23 protein-coding genes are annotated in these 23,098 nt (G+C 70.4%); 14 read left to right on the top strand and 9 right to left on the bottom strand.

All coding sequences use genetic code 11. From position 1 onward, the window contains the following. The first annotated feature begins 8 nt into the window (after window positions 1-8). Complete coding sequence (locus tag ACWD4J_RS10455; protein ID WP_451394918.1) at window positions 9-797, top strand: S16 family serine protease; 789 nt, start codon at window positions 9-11, stop codon at window positions 795-797. Window positions 798-837: 40 nt separating this feature from the next. Here the strand turns inward: ACWD4J_RS10455 and ACWD4J_RS10450 are convergent, their stop codons facing one another. From ACWD4J_RS10450 to ACWD4J_RS10430, 5 genes are all read right to left on the bottom strand, one after another. Next, window positions 838-1,797 carry a glycine betaine ABC transporter substrate-binding protein gene (locus tag ACWD4J_RS10450; protein WP_451394917.1) on the bottom strand — a complete coding sequence of 320 codons (960 nt, stop codon included), beginning with the start codon at window positions 1,795-1,797 and terminating at the stop codon, window positions 838-840. 35 nt (window positions 1,798-1,832) lie between these two features. After that, on the bottom strand, window positions 1,833-2,603 hold the full coding sequence (locus ACWD4J_RS10445; RefSeq protein ID WP_451394985.1) for an ABC transporter permease: 771 nt from the start codon (window positions 2,601-2,603) through the stop codon (window positions 1,833-1,835). A gap of 176 nt (window positions 2,604-2,779) precedes the next feature. Then, on the bottom strand, window positions 2,780-3,988 hold the full coding sequence (locus ACWD4J_RS10440) for a betaine/proline/choline family ABC transporter ATP-binding protein (protein WP_451394984.1): 1,209 nt from the start codon (window positions 3,986-3,988) through the stop codon (window positions 2,780-2,782). Window positions 3,989-4,076: 88 nt separating this feature from the next. Next, window positions 4,077-4,724, bottom strand: a complete 648-nt coding sequence (locus ACWD4J_RS10435; protein WP_451394916.1) for an ABC transporter permease — start codon at window positions 4,722-4,724, stop codon at window positions 4,077-4,079. A 37-nt stretch (window positions 4,725-4,761) separates the two neighbouring features. After that, window positions 4,762-5,232: an Lrp/AsnC family transcriptional regulator gene (locus ACWD4J_RS10430; RefSeq protein WP_451394915.1), complete on the bottom strand. Its 471-nt coding sequence runs from the start codon at window positions 5,230-5,232 to the stop codon at window positions 4,762-4,764. 123 nt (window positions 5,233-5,355) lie between these two features. Here ACWD4J_RS10430 and hppD point away from each other — a divergent pair, with 123 nt between their 5' ends. Beyond that, complete coding sequence (hppD, locus tag ACWD4J_RS10425) at window positions 5,356-6,510, top strand: 4-hydroxyphenylpyruvate dioxygenase (RefSeq protein ID WP_451394914.1); 1,155 nt, start codon at window positions 5,356-5,358, stop codon at window positions 6,508-6,510. Window positions 6,511-6,544: 34 nt separating this feature from the next. On the opposite strand, the gene ACWD4J_RS10420 is transcribed toward hppD, so the two are convergent. Beyond that, window positions 6,545-8,068, bottom strand: a complete 1,524-nt coding sequence (locus ACWD4J_RS10420) for a tetratricopeptide repeat protein (RefSeq protein WP_451394913.1) — start codon at window positions 8,066-8,068, stop codon at window positions 6,545-6,547. A gap of 97 nt (window positions 8,069-8,165) precedes the next feature. Between ACWD4J_RS10420 and ACWD4J_RS10415 the strand changes: the two genes are divergently transcribed. The 3 genes from ACWD4J_RS10415 to ACWD4J_RS10405 all read left to right on the top strand — a co-directional run bounded on the left by ACWD4J_RS10415 (window position 8,166) and on the right by ACWD4J_RS10405 (window position 12,050). Continuing rightward, on the top strand, window positions 8,166-9,536 hold the full coding sequence (locus ACWD4J_RS10415) for an FAD-binding oxidoreductase (protein ID WP_451394912.1): 1,371 nt from the start codon (window positions 8,166-8,168) through the stop codon (window positions 9,534-9,536). A 157-nt stretch (window positions 9,537-9,693) separates the two neighbouring features. Next, a complete protein-coding gene (locus ACWD4J_RS10410; RefSeq protein ID WP_451394911.1) occupies window positions 9,694-11,211 on the top strand; it encodes an RDD family protein in 1,518 nt (505 codons plus the stop codon). A gap of 107 nt (window positions 11,212-11,318) precedes the next feature. Further along, on the top strand, window positions 11,319-12,050 hold the full coding sequence (locus ACWD4J_RS10405; protein ID WP_451394910.1) for an RDD family protein: 732 nt from the start codon (window positions 11,319-11,321) through the stop codon (window positions 12,048-12,050). A gap of 68 nt (window positions 12,051-12,118) precedes the next feature. Here ACWD4J_RS10405 and ACWD4J_RS10400 read toward each other — a convergent pair whose 3' ends face one another. Next, window positions 12,119-12,415 carry a hypothetical protein gene (locus ACWD4J_RS10400; protein ID WP_451394909.1) on the bottom strand — a complete coding sequence of 99 codons (297 nt, stop codon included), beginning with the start codon at window positions 12,413-12,415 and terminating at the stop codon, window positions 12,119-12,121. A 478-nt stretch (window positions 12,416-12,893) separates the two neighbouring features. Here ACWD4J_RS10400 and ACWD4J_RS10395 point away from each other — a divergent pair, with 478 nt between their 5' ends. Next, window positions 12,894-15,242: an immune inhibitor A domain-containing protein gene (locus ACWD4J_RS10395; RefSeq protein ID WP_451394908.1), complete on the top strand. Its 2,349-nt coding sequence runs from the start codon at window positions 12,894-12,896 to the stop codon at window positions 15,240-15,242. A 122-nt stretch (window positions 15,243-15,364) separates the two neighbouring features. After that, a complete protein-coding gene (locus tag ACWD4J_RS10390) occupies window positions 15,365-15,691 on the top strand; it encodes a hypothetical protein (protein ID WP_451394907.1) in 327 nt (108 codons plus the stop codon). Between the two features lie 62 nt (window positions 15,692-15,753). Here ACWD4J_RS10390 and ACWD4J_RS10385 read toward each other — a convergent pair whose 3' ends face one another. After that, the gene (locus tag ACWD4J_RS10385) at window positions 15,754-16,338 is read right to left on the bottom strand and encodes a nicotinamidase (protein WP_451394906.1); all 585 of its coding nucleotides are present in this window, start codon (window positions 16,336-16,338) and stop codon (window positions 15,754-15,756) included. A gap of 283 nt (window positions 16,339-16,621) precedes the next feature. Then, window positions 16,622-17,950 carry a nicotinate phosphoribosyltransferase gene (locus ACWD4J_RS10380; protein WP_451394905.1) on the bottom strand — a complete coding sequence of 443 codons (1,329 nt, stop codon included), beginning with the start codon at window positions 17,948-17,950 and terminating at the stop codon, window positions 16,622-16,624. Between the two features lie 194 nt (window positions 17,951-18,144). On the opposite strand from ACWD4J_RS10380, the gene clpS reads away from it, so the two are divergent. The 7 genes from clpS to ACWD4J_RS10345 all read left to right on the top strand — a co-directional run bounded on the left by clpS (window position 18,145) and on the right by ACWD4J_RS10345 (window position 23,081). Continuing rightward, the gene (clpS, locus tag ACWD4J_RS10375; protein ID WP_451394904.1) at window positions 18,145-18,462 is read left to right on the top strand and encodes an ATP-dependent Clp protease adapter ClpS; all 318 of its coding nucleotides are present in this window, start codon (window positions 18,145-18,147) and stop codon (window positions 18,460-18,462) included. 72 nt (window positions 18,463-18,534) lie between these two features. Next, entirely contained in the window at window positions 18,535-19,140 is a 606-nt protein-coding gene (locus tag ACWD4J_RS10370; RefSeq protein ID WP_451394903.1) for a DUF2017 domain-containing protein, read from the top strand. Between the two features lie 370 nt (window positions 19,141-19,510). Continuing rightward, window positions 19,511-20,962, top strand: a complete 1,452-nt coding sequence (locus tag ACWD4J_RS10365; RefSeq protein WP_451394902.1) for an amino acid permease — start codon at window positions 19,511-19,513, stop codon at window positions 20,960-20,962. A 110-nt stretch (window positions 20,963-21,072) separates the two neighbouring features. Next, window positions 21,073-21,498 carry a Mov34/MPN/PAD-1 family protein gene (locus tag ACWD4J_RS10360; protein ID WP_451394901.1) on the top strand — a complete coding sequence of 142 codons (426 nt, stop codon included), beginning with the start codon at window positions 21,073-21,075 and terminating at the stop codon, window positions 21,496-21,498. A gap of 128 nt (window positions 21,499-21,626) precedes the next feature. Next, entirely contained in the window at window positions 21,627-21,728 is a 102-nt protein-coding gene (locus ACWD4J_RS10355; RefSeq protein WP_451394900.1) for a putative leader peptide, read from the top strand. A 118-nt stretch (window positions 21,729-21,846) separates the two neighbouring features. Further along, entirely contained in the window at window positions 21,847-22,125 is a 279-nt protein-coding gene (locus tag ACWD4J_RS10350) for a MoaD/ThiS family protein (protein ID WP_451394899.1), read from the top strand. 5 nt (window positions 22,126-22,130) lie between these two features. Next, window positions 22,131-23,081 (top strand): PLP-dependent cysteine synthase family protein, encoded by a 951-nt coding sequence (locus ACWD4J_RS10345; protein ID WP_451394898.1) that lies wholly within the window; start codon window positions 22,131-22,133, stop codon window positions 23,079-23,081. Window positions 23,082-23,098: the final 17 nt, after the last annotated feature.

The raw sequence follows: 23,098 nt of genomic DNA, 5'->3' as shown, positions 1-23,098 counted from the left end.
TTTGCCTCGTGCTCTCTCGTCTCTCACGTTCCAAGGCCGTCGCCGTCTGTGCCGCTCCCGTGGTGGCCCTGCTCGCGACCGCGGTCCTCGCGCCGCTGCCGTTCGCCGTGGCGCAGCCCGGGATGACGGCCGACGTGCTCGGCGAGAACAAGGGCAAGCCGGTGATCACCATCACGGGTGCGCCCACGCGCGACACCACCGGGCAGCTGCGCATGACGACCATCGCGGCGACCGCCCCGGACGCGGACGTGAGGCTCGGCAACGTGCTCGACGGCTGGTTCCGCACGGACCAGGCCGTGATGCCGCGCGACGCGGTCTATCCGAGCGGGGAGAGCACCAAGGAGATCGAGCAGCACAACGCCGAGGAGATGCGGAAGTCGCAGAACGCGGCGACCGACGCTGCCCTGTCCTACCTCGGCAAGGACCCGGACGACGTCCATGTGAAGCTGGAGCTCGCCGACGTCGGCGGCCCCAGCGCGGGGCTGCTCTTCACGCTCGGCATCATCGACAAGCTCGACGGCGACGGCGCCGGAGGCGATCTCACCGGCGGCCGCACCATCGCGGGCACCGGCACGATCGACGCGCAGGGCGCGGTCGGCGCGGTCGGCGGCGTCGCCCTCAAGACGCAGGCCGCCAAGCGCGACGGCGCCACGGTCTTCCTGGTGCCCAAAGCGGAGTGCGCGGACGCGAAGTCCGAACTGCCGAAGGGGCTGCGGCTCGTCCCGGTGACGACCTTGAAGAGCACGGTCGAGTCCCTGCGCACCCTGGAGAAGGGCGGCTCGGTCCCGAGCTGCTGAGGCCCGGCCCCGAGCGAGGGACGGCGCGCCCCGGCGGCGCTCATCCCTGTTTGACGAACCCCTGCTGCTCCATCCACTCCAGCGCCACCAGATGCGGGTCCTGGCCCTCGACGTCCACTTTCGCGTTGAGCTCCTGCGCCACCGTGTTGTTGAGCTTCTTCGTGATCGGGTCGAGGAGTCCGGCGATGGCCGGGTACTTCTCCAGGGTCTTGGTGTTGATCGACGGCGCCGCGTTGTAGTTCGGGAAGAAGTGCTTGTCGTCCTCCATCACCGCCAGGTGCATCGCCTTGATGCGGCCGTCGGTGGTGAAGACCTCGCCGAAGGTGCACGTCCCCTTGGCGACCTGGGTGTAGATGATCCCGGTGTCCATCTTGGTGACGTTGGACGAGGGGATCTCCATGCCGTATGCCTTCTCCATGCCGACGAGCCCGTCCTGGCGGGAGGCGAACTCGCTCTCCACGCACAGCGTGACGGCCTTCGGGTCCTTCTTCGACAGCGCCGCCACGTCCGAGAGCGTCTTTGTGCCGTACTTCTTCAGGTTGGCCTGGTTCGTCGCCAGCGCATAGGTGTTGTTGAGCTCGGCGGGCGGCAGCCAGGTCAGTCCGTTCTTCACGTCGGCGTCCCGCACGGCCTCCCACTGCTTCTGGGGGTCGGGGATCGGCTCGGAGTTGCCCTGGTACGTGATCCAGGCGGTGCCCGTGTACTCGTACATCCCGTCCGCGTCGCCGTTCTTGACGGCCTCGCGGGCGCCGATCGAGCCCTGGATGCCGGTGCGGTCGAGCACGTGCGCGCCCGCCGCCTGGAAGGCGATGCCCATGATGGCGCCGAGGATCAGCTGCTCCGTGAACTCCTTCGAGGTCACGGTGAGATCGGCGCCCTTGAGCGGCTCGCCCTGCCCGATCGAGCCGGGCACGACGTCGTCCGCCATCGGAGAGCCGCTCGACAGGCCGCACCCCGCGAGCAGCGCACCGGCCACCAGGACGGCGGCCACCCCACGCATCCTCCGGCGCCCCCCTGCGCGTACGCGTCGCCGCATCACCGTCGTACCTCCAGACCCCGCGGCCGCAGCACCAGTTCGGCCAGTGACGCCAGCCAGTCGACGAGCAGCGCCAGCGCGACCGTCAGGACCGAGCCGAGGATCAGCACCGGCATCCGCTGGTTGGTGATGCCGGTGGTGATCAGGTCGCCGAGCCCGCCGCCCCCGCCGAACGTGGCGAGCGTCGCCGTGCCGACGTTCAGCACCAGAGCCGTGCGTACGCCCGCGAGGATCAGCGGGACGGCGAGCGGCAGTTCGATTCTCCGCAGCACGCCGAGCGGCGACATGCCGATGCCGCGTGCCGCCTCGATGAGCGTCGGATCGTTGGCCTTCAGGCCCGCGATGGTGTTGGACAGCACCGGCAGCACGGCGTAGATGATGATGCCGATCAGCGCCGCCTTCTGGCCGATGCCCAGCCAGATCACCAGCAGGGCGAGCAGGCCGATCGCGGGGGTCGCCTGGCCGATGTTGGCCAGCGCGATGGCGAAGGGGGCCGCTTTGCGCATCCTTCCGCGGGTCAGCAGGATGCCCAGCGGGATGGCGATGATCAGTACGAAGAAGGTGGAGATCGCGGTCAGCGCCACGTGCTGGCGCAGGCGCAGCCACACCACGCCCTCGGCCAGCGCGTTCCTGGAGATCGGGTCCAGGTGCGCGGTGGCGAACCAGATCCAGGTGGCGAGGAGCACGGCCGCGACCACCGCGGGCAGATAGATCAGCTTCTGCCAGCTCACCCGGGCCGGCTCGCGGGCCCGTACCGCCGCCGCGCCCAGCGTCTGCTCCTCGGCGGCACGCTCCTCCCGCTCCAGGAGGTGTTCGACCTCGAGCTCACCGTCGGGCAGCCCCGTGCCGGGCGCCTCGTCCTTGGGGAGCGTCGTGTCGCGGTCCTTCGGGGGCCTCGGGCCGCGCTCCCTGGGAGGCTTCGTGCCGCGGTCGCCGGGAACGCGCTTCACGCCCTCGTCCCTCCGCCGTCGCCCTCCTGGTCCGCCAGCGTCTGCTGGGCGCGGACCTCTTCCAGCTGGTGCTGGTGCTCGATGGCGTCGAGCCGGTCGGCCTCGAGGAGTTCGTGGACGGAGTTCATGAGCGTCTCCATGTCGACGACGCCGGTGTACTCGCCGCGCCGCCCGGTGACGGCGACGCGGCCGGTGTTGTCGGTGAGGACGGCCTCCAGCGCGTCCCGCAGCGTCGCGTCCCGCGTCACCGTGTCGGCGACGAGCGTGCCCGCCCGGGCCAGCGACCCCTTCGCGCGCATCAGGTCGCCGCGGCGCAGCCACTTGTACGGGCGGCCGCGCCGGTCGAGCAGGAGGATCTCGTTCGTAGTGCCCGAACGGAGCTTGTCGAAGACGTCCTGCAGCGGGTCGTCGATCTTCACCGTCGGATAGTCGGTGATCTCCACATCCCGTACGCGCGTCAGGTTGAGCCGCTTGAGCGCCGCGCCCGCGCCCACGAAACCGGACACGAAGTCGTCCGCCGGGTTGGTCAGGATCGCCTCCGGCGTGTCGAACTGCGCGATGCGCGAGCGCTCCCGCAGCACCGCGATGCGGTCGCCGAGCTTGATGGCCTCGTCGAAGTCGTGGGTGACGAACACGATCGTCTTGTGCAGCTCGCGCTGGAGCCGGATCAGCTCGTCCTGGAGGTGGTCGCGGGTGATCGGGTCGACGGCGCCGAACGGCTCGTCCATCAGCAGTACGGGCGGATCGGCCGCCAACGCCCGTGCCACGCCCACGCGTTGCTGCTGGCCGCCGGAGAGCTGGCGCGGATAGCGGCCGTGGAACTCGCCGGGGTCGAGCCCGACGAGGTCCAGCATCTCCGCGACCCGGGCGTCGATCTTCGACTTCGGCCAGCCGACCATCTTCGGTACGAGCGCGATGTTCTGGGCGACCGTCATGTGCGGGAAGAGGCCGGAGGACTGGATCGCGTAACCGATCTTGCGGCGCAGCTTCACCGGGTCCATGTCGGTGACGTCCTCGCCGGCGATCCGGATCCGGCCGCCCGTCGGCTCGATCAGCCGGTTGATCATCTTGAGCGTCGTGGACTTCCCGCAGCCCGACGGGCCGACGAAGATGACGATCTCGCCGGCCTTGATCTCCATGTTGACGCTGTCCACGGCCGGGGCTGCGCTGCCGGGGTAGTGCTTGGTCAGGTTCTCCAGCTCGATGGTGGCGCCCGCCTTGCCGTGCTCGGAGGCCCCGCCCGGCCGGACCGGTTCATCGGCCGCCCCGGGGTCCGTGACGGTACTGGAAGTCTCAGGCACGGATCCCCCTCGGGATGGTCAGCCGTCCGATGAGTACGTACGCGGCGTCGAACAGCAACGCGAGGACGATGATCCCGAGCGTGCCCGCGAGCACCTGGTTGAGCGCGTTCGCGCTGCCCAGGGACGCGATGCCGCGGAAGATCTCGTTGCCGAGACCGGGCCCCGAGGCGTACGCGGCGATGGCGGCGATGCCCATGAGCATCTGCGTGGAGACCCGGATGCCGGTCAGGATCGGCGGCCAGGCCAGCGGCAGCTCGATCCGCAGCAGCCGGGCCGCCCGCGACATCCCGATGCCCTTCGCGGCGTCGACGAGCGTCGGGTCGACGCCCCGCAGCCCGACGATCGCGTTGCGCACCACCGGCAGCAGCCCGTACAGCGTCAGCGCGATCACCGTCGGCGCGACACCCAGGCCCACCACCGGGATCAGCAGACCGATCATGGCGAGGGACGGGATGGTGAGAATCGTGGACGTCGTGAGCGTGGCGACATTGCCTGCCCATTCGCTGCGGTACGTGGCGACGCCGATCAGCACCCCGAGGACGGTCGCGACGACCATGCACTGGAAGACCGCGGAGGCGTGCTGGTACGCGTCCGCGAGCAGCTGCTGGTGGGTGCTGCGCACGAAGTCCCAGAAGTTCACTGATCTCACCCTGCCCTGGCACCGTCCGGTGCCCGCGTCAGGAGTCTCCCGACGCCTGCTCCACAAGCGGGATGATCCGCAGCGGAACGGGATTTTCCATGACGATCGCCGTGGAAGCCCGGACGATGCCATCAAAACCCACAACCCGGTCGATCACACGTTGGAGGTCCGCGTTCGACCGGGCCACCAGCCGGCACAGCATGTCCCCGGTGCCCGTCGTCGTATGCAGCTCCAGCACCTCCGGGACGGTCGCCAGATGCGCCCTGACCTCGGCTCCTTGCCCCTGCCGGATCTGCAGGGTGGCGAACGCCGTGACCGGGTAGCCGAGCGCCGCCGGGTCCACCGCCGGGCCGAATCCGCGGATGACTCCATTCGCCTGAAGACGGTCCAAACGGGCCTGTACGGTGCCGCGCGCGACCCCCAGCCGCCGCGAGGCCTCAAGGACCCCGATCCGGGGTTCCCGCGCGAGCAGCACGATGAGCCTGCCGTCCAGATGATCGATCGCCATGCCGGCCTCCGATGATGGTCATCCTGTACAGAACGCCCGGCCATCGTGGCGCCTTGCTGAGCAGATTGACCAGCAGAACTGCGAACTGTTGCGCACCTTGTGGGGCGGGAGGAGTCTGCTGCCATGGCAGCCACTTCCGCACCTCTGCACTCCATTCCGGCCACCGCACGCGACGCCGACCCCTTCCCGGTGAAGGGCATGGACGCGGTCGTCTTCGCCGTCGGCAACGCCAAGCAGGCGGCCCACTACTACTCCACGGCCTTCGGCATGAAGCTCGTGGCGTACTCAGGACCGGAGAACGGCAGCCGCGAAACGGCGAGCTACGTCCTGGAGAACGGCTCCGCTCGCTTCGTCCTCACCTCGGTCGTCAAGGCGTCCACGGACTGGGGCCGCTTCCTCGCCGCGCATGTCGCCGAGCACGGCGACGGCGTGGTCGACCTCGCCATCGAGGTCCCGGACGCGCGCGCCGCCTTCGCGTACGCGATTCAGCACGGCGCCCGCTCGCTCGCCGAGCCGTACGAGCTGAAGGACGAGTACGGCACGGTCGTGCTCGCCGCCATCGCCACCTACGGCAGCACCCGCCACACCCTCGTCGACCGATCCGGCTACGACGGCCCGTACCTGCCGGGCTTCGTCGCCGCCGACCCGCTCGTCGAGCCCCCGGCCCGCCGCACCTTCCAGGCCGTCGACCACTGCGTGGGCAACGTCGAACTCGGCCGGATGAACGACTGGGTGGCCTTCTACAACCAGGTCATGGGCTTCACGAACATGAAGGAGTTCGTGGGCGACGACATCGCCACCGAGTACTCGGCGCTGATGTCGAAGGTCGTCGCCGACGGCACCCTCAAGGTCAAGTTCCCGATCAACGAACCGGCCGTCGGCAAGAAGAAGTCGCAGATCGACGAGTACCTGGAGTTCTACGGCGGCCCCGGCGTCCAGCACATCGCGCTCGCCACGAACGACATCGTCGAGACGGTACGCACGATGCGGGCCGCGGGCGTCCGGTTCCTGGACACCCCCGACTCGTACTACGACACCCTCGGCGAGTGGGTCGGCGACACCCGCGTGCCCCTGGAGACCCTCCGCGAACTGAAGATCCTCGCCGACCGCGACGAGGACGGCTACCTCCTGCAGATCTTCACCAAGCCGGTCCAGGACCGCCCGACGGTGTTCTTCGAACTCATCGAACGCCACGGCTCGATGGGCTTCGGCAAGGGCAACTTCAAGGCCCTGTTCGAGGCGATCGAAAGGGAACAGGCACGAAGGGGCAACCTGTAACTGAAACCGCTGTGCCCACGACGCACAGCACCGTTCACTTCGGGGGAGCCGTAAGCGGCGGCTCCCCCAACTCCTGCAGCACCGCCTTGGCTCGAGGCACCAGCAAGGGCGAGAAGTAGGGATTGATCCGCAACGCCTGCTGCAGATGCCGCCGCGCGGCCCCGTACCGCCCCAGAGCCCGCTCGATCTCCCCCTGGTGGTAGGCGAACACCGCACTGATCTGCCCCTGGTCCATCGCCTTGAGCGCGTACTTCAAGGCCTCCTCGTCGTCCCCGGCCTTGTGCAGCGCCCACCCCAACGCGTCCGCGACCTCGGCGCTCTCGTGCCGTCCCCACTCCGCCCGCAGCCGCCGGACGGCATCGGCCGGGTCGTCCCCGTGGTCGGCCTCGAAGAGCCCGAAGACCGGTTCGTCGTTGACGCCGCCCGCGCTGTCGCGCCGCACCCGGTCGCGCAGCTCGTCGTACTGGGCCAGGGCCCCCGCGTCGTCGTTCAGGGACTCGTACAACTCGCCCAGCTCCAGGAGGTATTCGGGCGCGGGCTGCTGCGCGATCGCGGCCTTGTAGGCCTGCATCGCCTCCGCTGTCCGGCCCAGTGCCGCCAGCGCCCGCCCCTCACCGGCGAGAGCCGCGTGGTTGCCGGAGTCGGCGCGCAGCGCGGCCTCGAAGTACCGCAGCGCCTGGGCCGGATCACCCCGCTCCCACACCAGCTCGCCCGACCGGTACAGGCTCACGGCCTCCTGCGCCGGCGACCCGGCGAGCACGGTCGCGTCCGACAGCGACGCGGCCGCGTCCTCGCGCCACCCGCGGTCCCAGTAGACCTGCCCCGCACTGAGCAGCACCGCTGCCCTGGACGGCCCGGAGGTGCCGAGGCCGCGCATGGTGTCCAGCGCCTTGGCCGCGGCCTGCTGGTCGCCGAGCTGCCCGTACGCCTCGATCAGCGCGGGATACGTCGTCCACCGCTTGGGCGCCAGCTCGACCGCCTGCTCGCCCCACCGCTTCGCCGCACCGAAGTCATGGCGGGCGTCGGCCAGCGCCGCCAGCCCGGCGAGCGCCTGGACGTTGTCCTCCGGTTTCGCCTTCAGCGACGTACGCAGCGCCTTGTCGGCCTTCGGGAAGTAGGCGGCGTCGGCGGTCTGCCGCCCCTGCTCGACGTACGCGGCGCCGAGCACAGCCCAGGACTCCTGATCGCGGGGGTGCGTGCGCAGATGCGCCACGCGGTCGTCGATGAGGGCGGTCAGATCGGCCGTGGAGGCGGGCATCCCCACGCCCAGGGCGGTGGCCGCCCGCGCGAGGGGCCCGGGTCCGGGTGCGGGCTGCGGAGCCTCGTACCGCTCTCCTGGCAGCCACGGGTGCAGTACCAGCACACCGCCGGTCACCACGCCGCCGACGACCGCGACGGCCAGCGCGCGTTTCACGGCACGGGAGAGGTGCCGGCCCCGGCCCCGCGACAGCTGCGCCGAGGTCCCTGGAGCGGCCCCGGGCTCCGCCTCGGGCGCGGCCGGAACCTGCTGCCGCCCGGCCTCGGACGGCGGACCCTGCTGTGCCTTTTCGATCTCCATGACGCAACTGTGCGCCAATAGGAACATCGCATCGCCGCCACACGAACGGCCTCGCCGACGGGTTCACACCGATGGCTGCGAGTGTCACGCTGTGATCATGAGCCGTACTCTCGTCGAACACCTCAGCGCAGGTCTGCCGGCCGAGGCGATCCTCACCGACCCCGACATCACGGCCTCCTACTCCCACGACATGGCCAGCTTCTGCGCGGCGGGCGAGCCCGCCGTGGTGGTGCTGCCGCGCACCGTCGAAGAGGTGCAGCACGTCATGCGCACCGCGACCGAGCTGCGCGTCCCCGTCGTGCCCCAGGGCGCCCGCACCGGCCTGTCCGGCGGCGCCAACGCCACCGACGGCTGCATCGTGCTGTCCCTGGTCAAGATGGACCGCATCCTGGAGATCAGCCCGGTCGACCGGATAGCGGTCGTCGAGCCGGGCGTCGTCAACGCCGCGCTCTCCCGCGCCGTCGGCGAACACGGCCTGTACTACCCGCCGGACCCCTCCAGCTGGGAGATGTGCACCATCGGCGGCAACATCGGCACCGCGTCGGGCGGCCTGTGCTGCGTGAAGTACGGGGTGACCGCCGAGTACGTCCTCGGGCTCGACGTCGTCCTCGCCGACGGCCGCCTCCTGCACACCGGCCGCCGCACCGCCAAGGGAGTGGCCGGATACGACCTGACCCGGCTGTTCGTCGGCTCCGAGGGCAGTCTCGGCATCGTCGTGCGGGCCGTCCTCGGCCTGCGGCCGAAGCCGCCCCAGCAGCTGGTGCTCGCCGCCGAGTTCGCCTCCGCGGCCGCCGCCTGCGACGCGGTCTGCAAGATCATGGCGGGCGGCCATGTCCCGTCCCTGCTCGAACTGATGGACCGTACGACCATCCAGGCCGTCAACGCCTTGGCGAACATGGGTCTGCCCGCCACCACCGAGGCCCTGCTGCTCGCCGCCTTCGACACCCCCGACCCGGCCGCCGACCTGACGGCCCTCGGGGCGCTGTGCGAGGCCGCGGGCGCCACCCAGGTCGTACCGGCCGAGGACCACGCCGAGTCCGAACTGCTCCTCCAGGCCCGCCGGTTGTCGCTCACCGCCCTGGAGGCCGTCAAGGGCACGACGATGATCGACGACGTCTGCGTGCCGCGCTCCCGGCTCGGCGAGATGCTCGAAGGGGTCGAGCGCATCGCCGACAAGTACGGGCTGACCATCGGGGTCTGCGCCCACGCCGGCGACGGCAACACCCATCCCACGGTCTGCTTCGACTCCGCCGACCCCGACGAGTCCCGGCGCGCCCGCGAGTCCTTCGACGAGATCATGGCCCTCGGCCTGGAACTGGGCGGCACCATCACTGGTGAACACGGTGTCGGGATCCTGAAGAAGGAGTGGCTGGCGCGCGAGATCGGACCTGTGGGAGTCGAGATGCAGCGCGCGATCAAGCAGACGTTCGACCCGCTGGGCATCCTCAACCCGGGCAAGCTCTTCTGACGCCCCGAGTGCGGGCAAGTGTCCTCCGACGCCCTGCCGGTGTGGCGAGAGAGTGCCCGAAAAGGGGTGCTTCCCGCGGGACCCGCCCGGGGGCGTGCGCCGGTCTGATAGATGTGGACCCCAACTCCAGCCCCCGAGCAGATACGGGACGACGGACATGAGCGCCCCAACCCCGGCCCCCGGCGACGACAGGCCCCGCGAAGGCTACTACCCGGACCCGTCCATTCCCGGCTACGTCCGGTACTGGAACGGTGCTGCCTGGGTGCCCGGTACGAGCCGTCCGGCGCCCAGCGACGGCGAGCCCCTGGCCCCGCCCCCGGGCGTGTCCCGGGCCGCGGTGCCCCGGGCGGTGGAGGAGACCGGCCCGGTCTTCTTCGACGAGGATCCGGCCGCCCCCAGGGCGATGTCCGGAGACACACAGCACGGCACCAAGCCGGAGCCCGCCTCGGCGTGGGGCGCCGACGTGTCCCGGCAGACCGGCTTCGGCGGCGACCAGGATCGCCGCGTCTCCTGGGGCTCCCAGCAGCCGCAGCCGGCCGATGCGCAGCCGCCGCGGCACACCGATGAGTCCCTGGACGGCGCGGGAGGGAACCCCGGCACGGTGCGGATGCGCGCCATGCAGCCCGGTCCGGCGGCGGGCTCGGGCCCGGCCGCGGCGGGCGGCGCCACCGAGCCTCCGGCCGACGGCACCGTGAGGTTCCGCCGCCCCACCGCCGCGGGGCACCCGGCCGGTCCTGGCGACGGGAGCATCCCCGCGCCCGCCGACGGCGCACCCGGTGCGGCCTCCGGCCCGAACGCGGCAGCCGCCGCGGGCACCGACGGCACCATGGCCATCCGGACGTTCAACGGACCGGCAGGGCAGGGCGCGGCCCAGGCCGCCGCCCCGGCGGCCCCGGCCGCTCCCCGTCAGCCCGCCTCCCAGCAGGCCTCCGGCCCGGCCACGCAGTACTCCGAGCCGCAGCCGGGCGTCGCGCCCGGAACGCCCGCGGTGCCCCGTCAGCCGGGCACGCCCGCACCGTCCCCGATGACCTCAGGACCCGGCGGCGGACAGCCGTCCTGGGCGCAGCAGGTACATCAGCTGGCGCAGCCCGAGTCCGCCCCGACGGCCACCGCGGGCGGGGGCGAGCAGCCGGTCGCGCCGTGGAAGCCGCCGGTCCTCGACCCGTTCCTCGCCGCGGCCCAGGCCCAGGCGGCGGCTCGCCCCGCGGGTCTCGGAAAGCGGCTCGCGGCACGACTGATCGACACCGTCGTCCTCGCCGGCGTGACCGCCGCGGTCGCCGTGCCGCTCGCCACCAAGGCCATCGACCACGTCGACGCCAAGATCGACGCCGCGAAGCTCTCGGGCGAGACGGTCACGGTCTGGCTGCTCGACGGCACCACCGCGGGCTACCTCGGCATCGTCCTGGGCGTCCTTCTGCTCTTCGGCGTCGTCTACGAGACGCTGCCGACCGCCAAGTGGGGCCGCACGCTCGGCAAGAAGCTGTGCGGGCTCGATGTGCGGGACATCGAGGGGCACCAGCCGCCCTCGTTCGGCGCCGCGCTGCGCCGCTGGCTGGTGTACAGCGTGCCGGGCGTGCTGGTGGTCGGTGTCGTGGGTGTCCTGTGGTGTGTGTTCGACCGGCCGTGGCGCCAGTGCTGGCACGACAAGGCGGCGCGTACGTTCGTGGCCGGTTAGGCCCTGTCGGGCGGGCCGGGACCCGCGGACGGGCGGTTCGGCGTCCGGGTACTCCGTACGGCGGCCCGCCCGTTGCGGACCCGATGGGTTCGGGTTCGACTCGGCCCATGAGCACCCAACCGCCGTCCTCCGGCTCCGGCGAGCCGCCGGAAGAGGACCCGTTCAGGAAGAAGCAGCCGCCTTCGGGGGCCGAGACCCCGCAGGGCGGTTCCCCGTACGACACTCCGCAGGGCGGCTCTCCGTACGACACGCCCCAGGGAGGCGGCCCGTACGGCGCTCCGCCGCCCGGCGGCGGCTCCCCGTACGGTGGCGGGCAGGAGCCCCCGCCGCCCTACGGAGGCGGCGGTCCCTACGGAGGCGGTCCCTACGGCGCGGAGGATCCGCTGGCGGGCATGCCTCCGCTGGCCGACAGCGCCAGGCGCACACTGGCCCGCATCATCGACATGATCATCGTCGGCATCGTGGTGGCGCTGCTGTCCTGGGCGTTCGGGCTGAGCCAGGCGTACGTGAGCGAGACCGAGGTCGACGCCGGGCCGTTGTACGGCCGGGCGGTGCTGGTGGCCGTGCTCTACATCGCGTACGACACGTTCATGACCGCCAGGACGGGTCAGACCCTGGGCAAGCAGTGGATGAAGATGCGCGTGGCGAACCTCAGCGACGGCTCGACGCCCAGTGTCCAGACCTCGCTCGTCCGGGCGGCCGTGCTGTGGCTGCCGTTCGCCTTCTGCTGCTACTGCATCTGGACGGCGATCTGCGGCGGCTGGAGCTTCTTCGACAAGCCGTACAAGCAGGGTCTGCACGACAAGGCGGCCAAGACGGTGGTGGTCAGTACTCCTTGAGCTTCACCGGCACCCGCACCCGGCCGACCTGAGGCCCGCGGCCGGGGCGACCCGAGCCGGCGGCGGGCTCAGGGCTGGTGTACCCGCTCGGCGCTCGCGTGCGCGGCGACGTGGCGCACGGGCACGCGCCCCGCGGACGCGGGCGCTGCCGTCGGCACCGGCGCCGCTTCGGCCTCCACTGCGGAAGCGACCGCCTTCGACTGCGGCATGGTCAGGGCGACCAGAAGGCCCAGTCCGAGTGAGACGACGGCGATGACCGCCACCCCCACGCCCGAACTCGTCTGTGACAACAGCAGCATGGCCAGGGTGCAGAGGACGACGGTTGCGGAACCGTAGGCGAGCTGTGCGGCGGTCGGACGAGGCATGACGTATTCCGTCCTCGGGATGGGTTCCCCCGTGCCCTCGCGTCATGGGGGAGGATGCGGAAATCAACGAGGGTGCGTAACCATGTCGACTTGTCTGTAACGCGCCGTCGAATGACTCTAATCGGCTGCATGCCCGAGTGGAACGCCGGTAAGCGTGACCTTACCCACGACGCCGGTGCACAGGGGGCGCACGGAGTCATCGAGTCCATCAAGTGGACGGTCCGACGCGCCCGTTAAGTCCGCCGCGCCCGTTGGGGGGCAGGTCGTCCCCACGCCGGTAGTCCGGTTACCGAACTCGCCATGATGCATAGTGCAGTTGGCGTGCTCAAGTCAAGATCTGTTTTTTCTCTCGTAACTCCGGTCCAATAACGGCACTGTTGACGCGCGTATATCCGCGCCGCGTGGCCCCTCCATGTACCGAGAGCGTGACGTCGCCGCGCCCAGCCGGACCTACGCGGGGGAAAGGACGGACAGTCAGGTGACCAGCAGACGACGGACGTTCAGAGCCACTGCGGTGGCCGTGGCGCTGGCCACGGCCACCGCGGCGTTCTCAGCCGGCGCCACAGCGCAGGCCGAGAACGGGCCGGGCTCGGGAGCGGCGGCCATCGACCGCCACGACCCGGCCGCGGCCAAGGCTCAGGTGGACCACGACCTCAAGGGCCCGCTGTCGGACCGCCAGGCGGCGCAGCGCCAGGAGGCCCTGAAGCAGGTGATATCCGGCGACGCCGAGGTGAAGGACCGCGACGGCTCGCAGGTGGTGAAGCTCGACGACGACAAGTACGTCGAGCTCGGCCGGGAGAAGACCGACCAGATCTTCACGATCCTGGTCGATTTCGGTGACCAGATCGACAGCAGGTACGGCGGTACGGCGGGCCCGGCGCACAACGAGATCGCCGAGCCGGACCGCACCCAGGACAACAGCACGGCCTGGCAGGCGGACTACAACCAGCAGCATTTCCAGGACCTCTACTTCGGCACCGGCGACGGCGTCGAGTCGATGAAGAAGTACTACGAGAAGCAGTCCTCGGGCCGCTACTCGGTCGACGGCGAGGTCACCGACTGGGTCAAGGTGCCCTACAACGAGGCCCGTTACGGCTCCAACTACTGCGGCAACAGCACCTGCTCGAGCGTCTGGAACGTCGTCAAGGACGGCGTCACGGCCTGGGTCGCGCAGCAGGAGGCCGCAGGCAAGTCCGACGCGGACATCAAGGCCGACCTCGCGAAGTTCGACCAGTGGGACCGCTACGACCACGACGGTGACGGCGACTTCAACGAGCCCGACGGGTACATCGACCACTTCCAGATCGTGCACGCGGGCGAGGACGAGTCCGCGGGCGGCGGCGTCCAGGGCGAGGACGCCATCTGGGCGCACCGCTGGTACGCGTACGGCACCGACGCCGGGGCCACGGGCCCGGACGGCAACAAGCTGGGCGGCGCCCAGATCGGCGACACCGGCATCTGGGTCGGCGACTACACCATCCAGCCGGAGAACGGCGGGCTCGGCGTCTTCGCCCACGAGTACGGCCACGACCTCGGCCTGCCGGACGAGTACGACACCAACGGCGGCGAGAACTCCACCGGCTTCTGGACCCTGATGTCCTCCGGCTCCTGGCTGGGCCGCGGCGAGGAGGCCATCGGCGACCTGCCCGGCGACATGAACGCCTGGGACAAGCTGCAGCTGGGCTGGCTGAACTACGAGACGGCCAAGGCCGCGACCCGCTCCACGCACACGCTGGGCGTGGCCGAGTACAACACCGACAAAGCCCAGGCCCTGGTGGTCGAGCTGCCCCAGAAGGCGGTCACCACCGAGATCGTGACCCCGGCCCAGGGCGCCACCCAGTGGTGGAGCGGCAGCGGCGACGACCTGAAGAACACCCTCAGCCGGTCCGTGGACCTCACCGGCAAGTCCTCCGCCACCCTCAGCCTCGACGGCTGGTGGGACATCGAGGCGGGCTACGACTACCTCTACACCGAGGTCTCCACCGACGGCGGCGCGAACTGGACGGCGATCGACGGCACGGCGAACGGCCAGCCGATCAGCCGCGACGGCAGCGACAAGCCCGCCCTCGACGGCACGGTCGACTCGTACCAGAAGCTCGTCTACCCGCTGGACGCCTACGCGGGCCAGAAGATCGACCTCCGCTTCCGCTACGCGACCGACGGCGGCCTGGCCAAGAAGGGCTTCGCGGCCGACTCGATCACGGTCACCGCGGACGGCTCGGCGGTCTTCTCCGATGACGCGGAGAGCGCGGACGCCGCCTGGACGGCGAACGGCTTCTCGCGCGTCGGGGCGTCCTTCACCAAGGACTACGCGCAGTACTACATCGCGGAGAACCGCCAGTACGTGTCGTACGACAAGACCCTGAAGGTCGGCCCGTACAACTTCGGCTTCTCGACCACGCGCCCCGACTGGGTGGAGCACTTCCCGTACCAGAACGGCCTGCTGATCTGGAAGTGGGACTTCTCCGAGAAGGACAACAACACCAGCGAGCACCCGGGCACCGGCCTGGTGCTGCCGGTCGACGCCCACCCGACGGCGCTGAAGTGGTCGGACGGCACGCTGATGCGCAACCGCATCCAGACGTACGACGCGCCGTTCACCGAGTACCGGACGGACGGCTTCACGCTGCACCGGGCGGACGTCGCCACGGTGGTCAGGTCGCAGCCGGGCGAGCGGATCTTCAACGACCGGCTGAACACGTACTACGACGAGACCAACCCGACGGGCGGTGTCAAGATCACTGACACCAACACCAAGATCGCGATCGTGAAGGAGCCCTCGAGCGGCTCGACGATCACGGTCAAGGTCTCGGAAGCCACCAAGTAGCACGCATCTTTGCAGGTCAGAGCATGATCGGCCGTTGCCCTCTGGCGGGCGGCGGCCGATCGTGTTTAGGTGCCTCCTGTGGGTCCGTTATTGACACGACGTCTTACGGGGGTATGACACGTATGGCCGCAGGAGGCTTCTGCAAGCTGCCGGACGGAAGCGTGGTCGTCGCACTGACACTGCCGAACCCCGCCGCCCGCGGGGACGGCGAGAACGTGCGGGTGGTCGTGCAGGCGGGCAACCGGGCCCGCGCCCTGACGCGGTTGCGCAACCTCGGTCTGCGCGCGGTGTACCTCCGCGGGAACCTCGCGCCGCCCACGCCGGACGAGATAACGGCGGTCCTGCACCATCCCGACAACCTGGTGTGGCGCACGGCACCGGACGACGTCAGGGAGCTCTACCACCCGATCAAGGCGCTCTTCCGCGGCCCGGTGGCACAGAGGACGTGAGCGGGGCGCGCGGGCGGACCAGAGTGCGAGAAGGGGCCACCAGGGCGCGAGGAGCGGGCCCGCTACACGACGGGCTTGCCCGTGAGCTCCACGCCCGCCTCGCGCATCTCCTCGAGCGCCAGCTCGGTCGTCTGCTCGTCGACCCCCGCGGTGAGCTCCAGCAGGACCTGGGTGCGGAAGCCCGCGCGGGCCGCGTCCAGGGCGGTCGCGCGCACACAGTGGTCCGTGGCTATGCCCACCACGTCGACCTCGGTGATCTGGCGCTCGCGCAGCCAGTCGGCCAGCGGCGTCCCGTTCTCGTCGACGCCCTCGAAGCCGCTGTACGCAGCCGCGTAGGCGCCCTTGTCGAAGACCGCGTCGATCGCTCCCGAGGCGACCGCGGGCGCGAAGTTCGGGTGGAAGCCCACGCCCTCGGTGCCCGCCACGCAGTGCGCGGGCCAGGAGTGGCGGAAGTCCGGCCGGTCCGAGAAGTGGTCGCCGGGCGCGATGTGGTGGTCGCGGGTGGCGACGACATGGCGGTACCCCGCGGGGGCCTGGCCGATCAGTTCGGTGATGGCGGCAGCGACGTCGGCACCCCCTGCGACCGCGAGGCTGCCGCCCTCACAGAAATCGTTCTGCACGTCTACGACGATCAAGGCGCGGCGCATGGTGGCTGTCCTTCGGCTGGCTGTGACGTCCCGGGGAGGGCTCCCCGGGCCCCCGGCCGGGGGTCTCGGATGGCGCGGCTCGGCCTGTGGAACCGAGCCTAGAGACTTCAAGTGCGTTGCGGGAGGGGGTCCTTGCCCGCCTGCGGATTCGGGTCTGCGCTGTCGTTGCATTCCCGCTCACCTCGCGTTCATGCGCGGGCCTTCCCAGCCGTGGCGTTGCGCCCCGGCAGCACCAGAAGTTTCGAACGCACGTGCCTGACCGGGGCATGCGGGGCCGACGTATTCAGACGTACTCGGTCGGGATGACCGGCTCCCCGCGGGACAGCTGGGTCGCCGACAGCGGCAGCCGGGCGCGGGCCTCGAAGTGCCGCTCGCGGACCACGTCGAGCGGCTCGCGGGTGACCACATCCCCGCCCTTGACGAGCTCGACCAGCAGCTGCTGGTCCTCGAGCCCGGCCGGGACCGGGCCGGAGCCGATCACCTCGGCCTCCGCGACCCCGTACTCGTCGAGCCGCCGCGCGGCCCACTTGCGGCCGCCGATCGACGTCTTCCCGCCCGTCGCCCTCTTCGCCACGGGGACGAGCGGAGCCGCCGGGCCGTCGCTGTCGGCGCGCGCCACCAGCTTGTAGACCATCGAGCAGGTGGGGTGCCCGGAGCCGGTCACCAGCTGGGTGCCGACGCCGTACGCGTTCACGGGGGCGGCCCGCAGCGACGCGATCGCGTACTCGTCCAGGTCCGACGTCACGACGATCTTCGTGTTCTTGGCGCCCAGCTCGTCCAGCTGCTGGCGCACCCGGTGCGCGACCAGCAGCAGGTCGCCGGAGTCGATGCGCACGGCGCCCAGCTCGGGGCCCGCGACCTCGACGGCGGTGCGCACCGCCTCGGCCACGTCGTAGGTGTCGACCAGCAGTGTCGTACCGGTGCCGAGCGAGGCCAGCTGGGCCTGGAACGCGTTGCGCTCGCTGTCGTGCAGCAGCGTGAAGGCGTGCGCGGACGTGCCGACCGTCGGGATGCCGTACCGGAAGCCCGCGGCCAGGTCCGAGGTGCTGGTGAAGCCGCCGATGTAGGCGGCCCGCGATGCGGCCACGGCCGCCAGCTCGTGGGTGCGGCGGGCGCCCATCTCGATCAGCGGGCGGTCGCCGGCCGCCGACGACATGCGCGACGCGGCGGCGGCGATCGCCGAGTCGTGGTTGAGGATCGACAGGATCACGGTCTCGAGCAGCACGCACTCCGCGAAGGAGCCCTCGACGCGCAGGATGGGGGAGCCGGGGAAGTAGACCTCGCCCTCGGGATAGCCCCAGACGTCGCCGCTGAAGCGGTACTCGGCCAGCCAGGCGAGGGTGGGCTCGTCCACGACGCCGCGCTCGCGCAGGAAGCCGAGGACGTCCTCGTCGAACCGGAAGTTCTCCACCGCGTCCAGCACCCGGCCGGTGCCGGCCACCACTCCGTAGCGGCGCCCCTCGGGCAGTCTGCGCGTGAAGACCTCGAAGACCGACCGGCGGCCGGCCGTGCCCGCGCGAAGGGCGGCCTGGAGCATCGTCAGCTCGTAGTGGTCCGTGAAGAGGGCCGTGGACGGGACGTCCACCGGCAGGCGCAGGTCCGCAGCGTTCACTGTGGATCTCCTCGCGATGACTCGTGACTCGTGGGGCACCCCGGTCGCAGGCCGGGGGTCCGGGGGGCGTGCCCCCGGAATTGGGGCATACGAGCGATGCTACCCCTAAATCTCGTCACTCTGACGATTTCCGTGGTTCATTTGTGGCGGGCACCGCCGGGCCGTTTGTGCGGTCCCCCACCCCAAGTGGCAGCATGGGCCCTGTGACGGCCCCAGCACCCCTAGAAGTCGAACGCCCCGAGTCCGCGGAGGAGTCCTTCGCCGTACCCGAGCCCGACGTCCCCTGGGTCACGATCGTCCACAACGACCCGGTCAATCTGATGAGCTACGTGACGTACGTCTTCCAGGCCTACTTCGGGTACTCCAAGGACAAGGCCACGAAACTGATGCTCGACGTCCATCACAAGGGCCGGGCGGTGGTCTCCAGCGGGACGCGCGAGGAGATGGAACGCGACGTTCAGGCCATGCACGGCTACGGTCTGTGGGCCACCCTCCAGCAGGACCGGAAGTAGCGACTCTCCTTCGGACCGCAAGCACCGCAAGCAGCGACTCTCCCCAGGACCGGAAGCAGACGACTCTCCCTCATGCCAGGACACTTCGAACCGATCTCCGGGGGCGGCGCGGCCGTCGCACTCGACGAGGTCGAGATCTCCATCATCCGGTCGCTGGCGGTCCAGCTTCTGGAACTCGTCGGACCGGGTCCGGGCGGTGACGCGTCGGACGACCCGCTCGCCGAGCTCTTCGCGGAGGGCCCGAGCGAGCCGCCGTCCGACCCCGTACTGCAGCGGCTCTTCCCGGACGCCTACGGCGGGCCCGGCGGGCATGAGGCCGCGCCCGGCGAAGCCGAGGAGCTGCGGGCGCACTCCTCGGAGTTCCGCCGCTTCACCGAGAACGACCTGCGGGCGAAGAAGCGCGAGGACGCCCTCGCGGTGATCCGCTCCCTGGACGCGCTGACGGTCGCGGGCCATGGCGGCGCCGTGCTCGAGCTGTCGCCCGACGAGTCCCGGCAGTGGCTCGGCGCGCTCAACGACCTGCGCCTCGCGATCGGCTCCCGCCTCGACATCACGGACGAGGAGGACACCGACGTGCTCTACCGGCTGCCGGACGAGGATCCGCGCAAGCCCATGGTGATGGCGTATCTGTGGCTGGGCGGTCTGCAGGAGACGCTCGTCGACACCCTGATGCCCTGACGCGCCACCCGAACCCATCCCCCATGTCACGACATGGGGGATTTGCTATCGGCAGGGCCGACATAGGGGTGTTCGCTCAACGGACGCTCAAATCCGAATAACGATCCAGTCACCAAAACGGTGGCTTATGGCGTGTTGAGCACACTTTTGTCCGCTTCTTCCTGTGGCGTGTGCCATATCCGCCTCAGTCGATCACCTCAGCGGCCGTGATAGATCTTCACGACCACCCGGCGGGAGCCACCCATGCCCCGGCGGGGGCGCCCACGCCGGCAGACCGCCGGCCGGCACAACTCCATCACATCCAGGGGGATCGAGATCCGATCCGAAGCCGGGACGGCTCGGATCGGCGTGGAGAAAGGCGCACACCATCATGACCTCTGCGCAGGTCGACAAGAACTACGCCGGCAATGAGGCCGTGGGCGGCGACGCCCCCGAAGAGGGGTACGAGCGAGGGCTCGGCAGCCGCCAGGTCCAGATGATCGCCATCGGCGGCGCCATCGGCGTCGGCCTCTTCCTGGGCGCCGGGGCGAACATCGCCAAGGCCGGTCCCAGCCTCATCCTGATGTACGCCCTCGCGGGCGTGATCATCTTCTTCATCATGCGGGCGCTGGGCGAGCTTCTGCTGTACCGCCCGGTCTCGGGCTCCTTCGCCGAGTACTCCCGCGAGTTCCTCGGCCCGTTCTTCGGCTACTTCACCGGCTGGACGTACTGGCTGATGTGGGTCGTCACCGGCATGGCGGAACTCACCGCCGCCGCGATCTACGTCCACTTCTGGTTCCCGTCGATCCCGCGGTGGGTCACGGCCCTCGTCTTCCTGGTCGTCCTGTTCGTGGCCAACCTGATCTCGGTGAAGCTCTTCGGCGAGATCGAGTTCTGGTTCTCGATGGTCAAGGTCACCGCGCTGCTCGGCATGATCATCATCGGCCTCGGCGTCCTCACGTTCGGCTTCAGCTCCGCGGGCGACACCGCCGCCGTCTCCAACCTCTGGGCCTTCGACGGCTTCTTCCCCAAGGGCATCGGCTCCTCGCTGATGACCCTGCAGGGCGTCATGTTCGCCTACCTCGCCGTCGAGCTCGTCGGCGTCACGGCCGGTGAGTCCGAGAACCCCGAGAAGACCCTCCCCAAGGCGATCAACACCCTGCCCTGGCGCATCGCACTCTTCTACGTCGGTGCCCTCACCGTCATCCTCTGCGTCGTGAAGTGGACCGAGTTCGCGCCCGGCGTGAGCCCGTTCGTCGCGGCCTTCGCCAAGATCGGCATCCCCGCCGGTGCCGGCATCGTGAACTTCGTGGTGCTCACCGCGGCCCTGTCGTCCTGCAACTCCGGCATGTACTCCACCGGCCGCATGCTGCGCACCTTGGCCGACAACGGCGAGGCCCCGAAGGTCTTCAACAAGCTGTCCGCCTCCAAGACCCCCGCGTTCGGCATCACCGTCTCCGTGCTCTTCATGGGCATCGGCGTGGTCCTGAACTACATCGTCCCGGAGAAGGCGTTCGGCTACGTCACCTCGGTCGCCACCGCGGCCGGCATCTGGACCTGGCTGATGATCCTCGTCAGCCACATCCTGTACCGCCGCGCGGTCGGCGCCGGGCGCCTGCCCGCGTCCTCCTTCCCCGCCCCGGGCGGCTCGGTGTGCAGCTGGATCGCGGTCGTGTTCCTGCTCTTCGTCACCGGCATCATCGCGTACGACGCCGACTCCCGGATCTGCCTGTACGTCATGGCCGGCTGGGCCGCCGCGCTGGCCGTCGGCTGGTTCGTCCTGAAGGCCCGGAACCCCGAGGTCACGGAGCGCCGCGAGCCCAGCCTCGAGAAGGTCGGCTGAGCCGCACCCGAGAAGGCCGGCTGAGCCGCACCCGCGCCCACGGCGTCCAGCATGCGGGCCGCCCGTACCACCCTTCGGTACGGGCGGCCCGCATGCATATCCTGAGCGTCATGCTCACCATCACCCAGGCCCTCCACGACCAGATCGTCGCGCACGCGCGCCAGGACCACCCCGACGAGGCGTGCGGCGTCGTCGCGGGCCCCGTGGGCTCCGGCCGCCCCGAGCGGTTCATCCCGATGCTGAACGCCGCCCGCTCCCCGACGTTCTACGAGTTCGACTCGGGCGACCTCCTCAAGCTCTACCGCGAGATGGACGACCGGGACGAGGAGCCCGTGATCGTCTACCACTCGCACACGGCGACCGAGGCCTACCCGTCGCGCACCGACATCTCGTACGCCAACGAGCCGGGCGCCCACTACGTGCTGGTGTCCACGGCGGACACCGACGACGCGGGACCCTTCCAGTTCCGCTCGTTCCGCATCGTCGACGGCGAGGTCACGGAGGAGGAAGTGAAGGTCGTCGAGGCCTACGCCTGAGGCGCGGCCGACCCGGAACCCGCCGAAGAGCGCGGCCCCGGCGGAGCCGGTCCGGCTGGCGAACGGCAATCGTCCAGTGCATGAGATGCCATTCCGGAACCCGGACCGGGAATCGATACGATGACCCCATGGTTATCGACGACGTGAGCGACAAGACGCCGGGCGTGCTGCTCGTGGCGCGGCTGCACGTCGACCTGTGCAGGCTGGCGAGCGCCATCTGTCGGCGCTGAGCCGCCCCGCCGTACGGCCGTGAGCCGCGGCGCCCCACGCTCCACCGCACGCAACGCAACCGCATGCAGCGCAGCCGCGCGCCCACCGACCAGAAACCTTCCGACAGGAGCCCAGTCCATGGCCATCGAGGTCCGCATCCCGACCATCCTCCGCCAGTACACCGACGGTGCGAAGGCCGTCGAGGGCAGCGGGGACACCCTCGCCGCGCTCTTCGCCGACCTCGAGACCCGGCACGCCGGAATCCAGGCCCGGATCGTCGACGGCGGCCAGCTGCGCCGCTTCGTCAACGTCTACCTGAACGACGAGGACGTCCGTTTCCTCGACGGCATCAACACCAAGGTGGCCGACGGCGACAGCGTGACGATCCTGCCGGCCGTGGCCGGCGGTATGGCCTGATCGGCATGCGGTACGACTCCCCCCTCGCAGCCGTCGGCAACACGCCGCTCGTACGGCTGCCCCGGCTCTCCCCGTCCGAGGACGTCCGGATCTGGGCCAAGCTCGAGGACCGCAACCCGACCGGCTCGGTCAAGGACCGCCCCGCGCTGCACATGATCGAGCAGGCCGAGAAGGACGGCCGGCTCACGCCCGGCTGCACCATCCTCGAGCCCACGTCCGGCAACACCGGCATCTCGCTCGCCATGGCCGCGAGGCTCAAGGGCTACCGCATGATCTGCGTCATGCCCGAGAACACCTCGCAGGAGCGGCGCGACCTGCTCGCCATGTGGGGCGCGGAGATCATCCCCAGCCCGGCCGCGGGCGGCTCCAACACCGCCGTGCGCATCGCCAAGGAGCTGGCCGAGCAGCACCCGGACTGGGTGATGCTCTACCAGTACGGCAACCCGGACAACGCCGGCGCGCACTACGCGACCACCGGCCCCGAGATCCTCGCCGACCTGCCGTCCGTCACGCACTTCGTGGCGGGCCTCGGCACGACGGGGACGCTCATGGGCGTCGGCCGCTACCTGCGCGAGCACAAGCCGGACGTCAAGATCGTCGCCGCCGAGCCGCGCTACGACGACCTCGTCTACGGCCTGCGCAACCTCGACGAGGGCTTCGTACCCGAGCTGTACGACGCGTCCGTGCTGACCACCCGCTTCTCGGTCGGCTCCGCAGACGCCGTGACCCGCACCCGGGAACTCCTCCAGCAGGAGGGGATCTTCGCGGGCGTCTCCACGGGCGCCGCGCTGCACGCCGCGATCGGCGTCGGCAACAAGGCGGTCAAGGCGGGCGAGTCCGCGGACATCGTCTTCATCGTCGCCGACGGCGGCTGGAAGTACCTGTCGACCGGCGTCTACACCGCCGCCACGACGGAAGAGGCCATCGAGACGCTGCACGGCCAGCTCTGGGCCTAAAGCCGCCCGCCGCACCG

The organism is Streptomyces sp. NPDC002577 (genome assembly GCF_053594815.1).
The sequence above is the reverse complement of the archived record's forward strand: the minus strand, read 5'-3'. Positions and strand labels throughout refer to the sequence as shown.